The organism is Nocardia cyriacigeorgica (genome assembly GCF_010858045.1).
Taxonomy (GTDB): Bacteria; Actinomycetota; Actinomycetes; order Mycobacteriales; family Mycobacteriaceae; genus Nocardia; species Nocardia cyriacigeorgica_E.
Genome location: NZ_JAAGVC010000031.1, coordinates 61,730 through 68,708, shown reverse-complemented (window position 1 = coordinate 68,708; position 6,979 = coordinate 61,730). Strand labels below are relative to the sequence as shown.

Sequence of the window (6,979 nt, the reverse complement as noted above, 5' to 3'; positions counted from 1 at the left end):
CCGGGTGCTGGCCGCGGACGCGGTCCAGAACGCGGGCAACGGTCACCCCGGTACCGCGATGAGCCTCGCGCCGCTGGCCTACGTGGTCTACCATCGTCTGTAGTAGTGGCCGCGCCGCAGCTGCGCGCTGCTCGTTCCACAGCCGGATGCGATGCACAGCGTGCGAGGAGAAGAAGTGCGGATCGGTCAACAGCCGGGGGTCGGCGGCGCGCACGATTCCGCACCGGCGCTCGCGAGTCGGATCAGCGGTGACGGCCCGTTGTCGAAGCTTGTGCGTCGGCCGCTGGCCTATATCGCGCTGACCAAACCGCGCGTCATCGAACTGCTGCTGGTCGCCACCATCCCGACCATGCTGCTGGCCGACCGCGGCCACGTCGACATCCGCCTCATCCTCGCCACCCTGTTCGGCGGCTGGATGGGCGCGGCGAGCGCGAACACCCTCAACTGCGTCGCCGACGCCGATATCGACAAGGTGATGAAGCGGACGGCCAAGCGGCCGCTGGCCCGCGACGCGGTGCCCACCTCGCACGCGTTCGTCTTCGGCGTGGTGCTCGGCATCGGCTCGTTCGCCTGGCTGTGGTGGCAGGCCAACCTGCTCAGCGGTGTGCTGGTGGTCGCCACGATCCTGTTCTACGTCTTCGTCTACACCCTCGGACTCAAGCGCCGCACCTCGCAGAACGTGGTGTGGGGCGGCGCCGCCGGTTGCATGCCTGCCCTCGTCGGCTGGTCGGCGGTCACCGGAACCATCGGCTGGCCCGCGATCGCGCTGTTCGGCGTCATCTTCTTCTGGACGCCGCCGCACACCTGGGCGCTGGCCATGCGCTACAAGGAGGATTACCGCGCGGCCGGGGTGCCGATGCTTCCGGTGGTGGCCACCGAGCAGACGGTCACCAAGCAGATCGTCATCTACACCTGGCTGACGGTGCTGACCACGCTGGTACTCGTCCCGGCCACCGGCGTGATCTACGCGGCCGTCGCCCTGGTCGCGGGCGCCTGGTTCCTGCTGATGGCCCACCAGCTCTACGCGGGTGTGCGCCGTGGCGAATCGGTGAAACCACTGCGGCTGTTCCTGCAGTCCAACAACTACCTGGCGGTGGTGTTCTGTGGCCTCGCCATCGACTCGGTGCTCGGCTGGACCACCATCGGTGAGGTGCTGTTCGGCTGAGCCGGCGGGGCCGCTGCGGCGGGCAGCCGGGATCGCTCGACCACCGTGGGGCGGTGTTCGAGTAGGTACGCCGGGTGCCCTGAGGTGGGGCCTGTAGCGTCAGCGTCGTCTGGCCGAGGCGGTGACGAGTTCGGCCGGGGCGCCGGGCAGTGCGTCGCCCTCGGCGTCGCCTATACCGAGATCGCGTGCGACGAAGGCCCTGACCGACATCGACTCCCGGTCGGCCGTCCCGCACGTCCCCGTCCGGCGGACCAGCTCGCGGCTGTCGTCGGCGGCGATGACGTAGCCGAAACGCCGGACTTCGATTCCGCCCGCCCGGGCCAGCACCGCCGTGACACCGACCGGTTCCGAGCGCAGCGACACCAGCGCCGTGCCGAGCTCGACGGCCAGGCCCAAGTCGGCGAGGCGTTCGAGCAGGGCGTCGCCCGCGCCGCGTCGTGCCTGCCGGTCGAGGCCACGCAGCCGCAGGGCACTCGCGAGCGAGGAATCCGCGGCCGCGTCGGCGAACAGGCGCCCGGCCCGGTCGACGACACGCACGGCGATTCCGCGCCGCACCAGACCGAGAGCGACGGGAAGCCCGATCGGGCCCGCGCCGGTGATCAATACCTGCATGTCTGCCTCCTGTGCTGGATTACGTACCCGACTCGGTGGCTGTGCCGGCGCGGTCGGGAGAATTCGGTGGTCGGCGTCGGGGGAACGGCGCCACCGGGTCGAACAGTCACGGGTGGGAGTACCCCGGCGGGGGAGCGTCTGGCCCTGGCCGGGGCGTGCGCTCGCTGAGGGCATGTGCCGGATGAGGCAGGTGCCCACCGGGGCCGCCGACTCATCTCGGTGACGTCATTCGCCCGGCTCCGGTCGCCGGCTCGGCAGCCGCGCCGGTCACACGGCCGATGTACCCGTCCGGGCGGATCAGGATCCGGGCTCCGTCGACGGCATCGTAGGCGTCGTGGGCGTGGCCGCCGGCGTCGATGAACGCCGAGCCGTCGGCGTCGATGCCGGGGCGCACGATCGTGTACGCGCGGGTGCCCGGCTCGGTGGGGAGCTCGCCGGTCGCGCCGAAGCACAGCAGCGTCGCGTGGGGGCCGCGGAACAGATCGAACAGGCGCACGGAGTTCCCCGCCGCGTCCTTCAGGGGAGCGTCCGGTGCGCGATCGCCGACCGCGACGGCGGCGGTATCGGCCGGATCGCGGTAGGTGAGGTCGAGCTGACGGGTCTGCTCGCCGCGGTGCATGGCGTCTTCGTCGCCGTCGATCAGCTTGTCGAGCAGTTCGGTGCTGATACCGAGCACCCGCGCAGCGACCGAGCGCCGCTCGGGCTCGTAGGTGCCCAGCGGTGCCTCGTCACCGGCGAGTGCCGCGGCCAGTTTCCAGCCGAGGTTGTAGGCGTCCTGGATGCCGGTGTTCATGCCCTGCCCGCCGGTGGGTGGATGGACGTGGGCGGCGTCACCGGCCAGCAGGACGCGCCCGACCCGGAATCGTTGCGCCAGGCGGATGTTGGGGCGCCAGACGGTGACCCAGGTGAGATCGGTGAGTGTGAGGTCGTCGCGGCCGGAGTAGCGGTCCAGGTACTCCTGCAGGGTGGCGAGGGTGGGCTCGGCGTCACCGTCGAGCGGCGCCGCGCATTGGAAGTGGCGTCCACCGGGCAACGGGGACAGCGCGATTCCCGCCATCGGGTTGTCCGCGGCGGCGAACCAGTGGCCGTAGCCGTGGTCGAGCGCGTCGGCGCGCACATCGCCGAGCAGCATGCGCACCGACTCGTCGGTGCTGCCCTCGAACGCGATGCCGAGTTGCTTGCGGACGGTGCTGGCGCCGCCGTCGGCGCCGACCAGGTAGGCGGCCCGCACGAGCTCGCGCGTCGCACCGCGCGCCACGACCGCGCTGACGCCCTCGCCATCCTGCTCGAAGGATTCCAGGGCGCTGCCCAGCTCGACGTGGACGCCGAATCCGGCCAGCCGCTCGCGCAGAATCGCTTCGGTCCCGGACTGTCCCAGCATCCAGACATTGGGGTAGGGGACCGCCGGCGTCGGTTCGGCGGGCTCGCTCATCCGGTGTTCGCCGGCGAACTGTCCGCCCAGGTAGGCCCGCATGACCGGCGCGGGCGCCCCGGCCGCGTGGATGGCATCGAGGACGCCGAGGTCGTCGAAGACCTCGAGGGTGCGGGGTTGGATGCCGTCGCCGCGTGAGCCCGCGAAGAACTGTTCGGCGCGATCGATCAGCCGGACCGGGATGCCACGGCGGGCGAGGTCGATGGCGAGCGTCAGACCGGTCGGGCCTGCGCCCGCGATGAGGACGGGATGCTGCATGAGAACTCCTGGACCAGCGGGCACCGCATAACTGAATTGCGATTCATTGAATATGGATTCAGTATTGGAGTTGGTAGGTTGCCTTGTCAAGGAGGTGATGTGGTGGCCAGCCGCAGAGAGCGATCGGTGGAGACCGAACAGGCGCTCAAGGACGCCGCGCGCCGGGTATTCGCCGAACGCGGCTACCTCAACACCAAGATCACCGACATCACCACCGCCGCAGGCCGGGCCGCCGGCTCGTTCTACAACCACTTCGCGAGCAAAGAGGAGCTGCTGCAAGCGCTCCTGGCCGATCTGGCCGAAGTCGGCGACGCGCAGGCCGAACAACCCGAGCACAACCCGGATTTCAGCGACCCGGAGGCAGTGCGCTTCCATATCGCCGCGTACTGGAAGTTCGCCAGAGAACACGCGGTGGTGCTGCGGGCCATGGGGCAGGCGGCGATCGTCAACGAGGATTTCGCGCGCACGCTCGCCCGATTCGGCGTCGAGCAGCGCGCCGATATCGCCGACCACCTGGATGGGCTGGCGGCGAAGGGATTACAGCTGCCCAGCGGGGTGGATGCCAGCCTGGCGATGGTGTTCTACCTCGCCCAGGGCGTTCTCGGCGGGGTGGAGGACGGCTCGGTGCAGCTGTCGGACGACGAGGCGATCGAGGGCTTGACCCGGTTCATCTACCGCGGGCTCACCGGCCGCGACTACTGAACCGCGCCGCGCCTGCTCAGGGCAGCAGCACGATGGACCCGGTGGTCTTGCGGCCCTCCAGATCGCGATGCGCCTGCGCGGCCTCGGCCAGGGGATAGGTCGCGCCGACGCGAATCGCCAAGGCGCCCTCCGCGATCGCTTCGAGCACATCACCGGCCCGCCACAGCAATTCGGCCCGGTCGCGGGTGTAGTGCGCCAGCGTCGGCCGGGTGACGAACAGCGAACCCGCCGCATTGAGGCGCTGCAGATCGAACGGCGGCACCGGGCCGCTCGCGGCCCCGAACAGTGCCAGCATCCCGCGAATCCGCAACGACGCCAGGCTCGCCTCGAAGGTCGCGGCCCCGACGCCGTCGTAGACCGCGGCCACACCGGTGCCGTCGGTCAGGGCGCGTACCCGCTCGGCCAGATCATCGCCGTAGCGCAGCACTTCGGCCGCGCCCGCCGCGCGCGAGAGGGTCTCCTTCTCGTCGGAGGACACCGTGCTGATCACGCGCACGCCGCGCGCGGCCGCCATCTGGGTGAGCAGCAGGCCGACACCGCCGGCGCCGGCGTGCACGAGCACCGTCTCGCCGGGTTCCGGCCGGTAGATCGATTCGATCAGGTAGTGCGCGGTCATGCCCTGCAGCAGCGCCGAGGCCGCGACGGGCGGGTCGACGTCATCGGGCACCGCGACCGCGACGGCCTCGTCGACCGCCACCAGCGGGGCGTAACTGCCCGGCGCGGCCGCCCAGCACACCCGGTCTCCCGGCTGGAACTCGGTGACCTCGGCGCCGACCTGCGCCACCACACCGGTGCCTTCGGCGCCGGGAATGTAGGGGACCGGCTGCTTGTAGGTGCCGGTGCGGATGTAGGTGTCGATGAAGTTGACGCCGATCGCGTCGGTGTCGACCAGCAGTTGACCGGGCCCGATCTGCGGGTCCGGCACCTCGGTGTAGGTGAGAACCTCGGGACCACCGTGCTCGGAAACCTGGATGGCGCGCATGGACTCAGTTCTACACCGAGGGCACCCCGATCCGGCCCACCGCCGGGGTGGAGCTTTTCTTACCCGCCGGTAAACTGCGGGCATGAGTGCAGATGTCGCCACCGTGACCGCGCAGGTCCCGAGTTCCGTCGTGGACTCGGTGAAGAAGTTCGTCGCCGAGCACGGCGGCTCCGCTACCGCCGTCTTGCAGCCGATCGGCCGGATGGGTGTGCGGGTCACCCTGGTCGGTTCCGACGGCATCCTCGGTGACCAGGTGGTCGCCGATCTCGACACCGCGAAGGCGCTGGTCGAGCGGGTGGACGGGCTCAGCGAAGCCGACGAATGGGACCGCGAGCTGACCTCGATCGTCACCCCGCGCACCGGCCACTGGGCCAAGATGGCCGGTTGGGTGGCCAAGCAGACCCGGTTCCCCAAGGCGCGCAACGAGCGATAGCTCACCGGCTTCGGTTTGTGCGCCGTCACAGGCGCACTGCCGCGGCATTGGCTGATGTCACAACTCGGCCGCCAACCCCTACTGGCCGGTAACTATTCGCGTTACCGTGATCACTCCGCGATCAACCTCGGGCCAGAAGGAATCGATATGACGGTCGTCGACTCGACTCGCCCGCGCCTCACCGTTGCCGGCCGCCCGATCACCAGCCAGCTGCGCGATGTGTCGACGCTCTCGCGCCGGATGGTCGGGCACTTCATCGAGCACGTGGCGCCCTGCGGGACCTTGCCGGGTGATGCGCTCCAGGGCGACGTCACCGCGGTGACCCGGGTCTGCCTGGAACTGGCGCTGAATCTGCTCGATGGCCACAACCTGCCCGAGCAGATCGACCAGGTGGGCGAGGCCGCCGCCGAATGGGCCCGCGAGGGCGTACCGATCGACACCATCAATCACGCCATCCACGAGGGCTTCAAACTCGGCCTCGACGCCCTGCTGAGCAATGCCTCGCCGGCCGACTACGCCGATCTGGTGACCACGGCGCGGCGGCTGCTGGAAATCCTGGACACCATCACGACCACGGTCTCGATGGCGTATGTGCGCGAATACCGGTCTGTGGTCAGCGAACACCACACCGCGGTGCACACGCTCACCTCGGCGCTGCTCGGCGGGCACAGCACCTCGACCATGGCCAGGGAGTGCGGGATCGAGATCGCCGCCTCCTACGCGGTTCTGGCGCTGGCGATTCCGCCGCACCCGGATGAGGCCGCGCCCGCGGTCGACGGCAAGATCGTCGCTCGCCGCAAGTTGCGGCGCATCCAGGCCGAACTGGCCACCCGCTGCGGTGATCGGGCGTTGTCGCTGCTGAGCGTCGACGGTGGCACGCTGCTGCTGCCCTCGATCGACGTCGACGACGAGACGCTGGACGAGCTGATCGCCCAGCTCTCGGCCGCCGCGCGAGTGCCGATCACCGCGACCGTGGTCGCGGCCGTGCCCGCCGAGATTCCGGCCGCGTCCGACCAAGCCCATGAGCTGCTCGACACGGTGCAGCGGATCTCCGGGCTCGGCGGGCTGCACCGCTTCAACGATCTGGCGCTCGAATACCAGATCACCCGGCCCGGTCCGGCGCGCGAATACCTCAGCGGCATCCTGGATCCGCTCGACGAGCACCCGGAACTGCTGGAGACGCTGCGCCAGCACATCGCCAACAACTTCAACCGGCAGCGCACCGCGCGGTTGATGCATATGCACACCAACACCCTCGACTATCGCCTCAAGCGGGTGCGCATGCTGACCGGCTTCGACCCGACCCAGCCGTCGGGGCTGTGGTATCTCACCTCGGCCCTGGTGGCGCGCAGTTATCGCGGCGCGACGGCTGATTCCGCCTGATCCTTCCGGCCC

At 69.9% G+C, this 6,979-nt stretch carries 7 protein-coding genes and 1 pseudogene; 5 read left to right on the top strand and 3 right to left on the bottom strand.

Features of this window, described 5'->3' with window-relative positions:
* Both GV790_RS31905 and GV790_RS21980 read left to right on the top strand, forming a co-directional pair.
* Positions 1 to 100, top strand: a pseudogene (locus tag GV790_RS31905) (hypothetical protein); the annotation flags it as partial.
* Between the two features lie 141 nt (positions 101 to 241).
* On the top strand, positions 242 to 1,165 hold the full coding sequence (locus GV790_RS21980) for a heme o synthase (protein WP_375139412.1): 924 nt from the start codon (positions 242 to 244) through the stop codon (positions 1,163 to 1,165).
* Between the two features lie 99 nt (positions 1,166 to 1,264).
* Here GV790_RS21980 and GV790_RS21975 read toward each other — a convergent pair whose 3' ends face one another.
* Both GV790_RS21975 and GV790_RS21970 read right to left on the bottom strand, forming a co-directional pair.
* Entirely contained in the window at positions 1,265 to 1,777 is a 513-nt protein-coding gene (locus GV790_RS21975) for an NAD-binding protein (protein WP_163815553.1), read from the bottom strand.
* 211 nt (positions 1,778 to 1,988) lie between these two features.
* Positions 1,989 to 3,467 (bottom strand): FAD-dependent monooxygenase, encoded by a 1,479-nt coding sequence (locus tag GV790_RS21970; protein WP_163815551.1) that lies wholly within the window; start codon positions 3,465 to 3,467, stop codon positions 1,989 to 1,991.
* A gap of 102 nt (positions 3,468 to 3,569) precedes the next feature.
* Here GV790_RS21970 and GV790_RS21965 point away from each other — a divergent pair, with 102 nt between their 5' ends.
* Positions 3,570 to 4,169 (top strand): TetR/AcrR family transcriptional regulator, encoded by a 600-nt coding sequence (locus GV790_RS21965; protein ID WP_309139025.1) that lies wholly within the window; start codon positions 3,570 to 3,572, stop codon positions 4,167 to 4,169.
* Positions 4,170 to 4,185: 16 nt separating this feature from the next.
* On the opposite strand, the gene GV790_RS21960 is transcribed toward GV790_RS21965, so the two are convergent.
* Positions 4,186 to 5,151 (bottom strand): quinone oxidoreductase family protein, encoded by a 966-nt coding sequence (locus GV790_RS21960; protein WP_163815546.1) that lies wholly within the window; start codon positions 5,149 to 5,151, stop codon positions 4,186 to 4,188.
* Between the two features lie 82 nt (positions 5,152 to 5,233).
* Between GV790_RS21960 and GV790_RS21955 the strand changes: the two genes are divergently transcribed.
* Together GV790_RS21955 and GV790_RS21950 are read left to right on the top strand one after the other, a co-directional pair.
* Positions 5,234 to 5,584, top strand: a complete 351-nt coding sequence (locus tag GV790_RS21955) for a hypothetical protein (RefSeq protein ID WP_163815544.1) — start codon at positions 5,234 to 5,236, stop codon at positions 5,582 to 5,584.
* Between the two features lie 147 nt (positions 5,585 to 5,731).
* Positions 5,732 to 6,967, top strand: a complete 1,236-nt coding sequence (locus tag GV790_RS21950; protein WP_163815542.1) for a PucR family transcriptional regulator — start codon at positions 5,732 to 5,734, stop codon at positions 6,965 to 6,967.
* Positions 6,968 to 6,979: the final 12 nt, after the last annotated feature.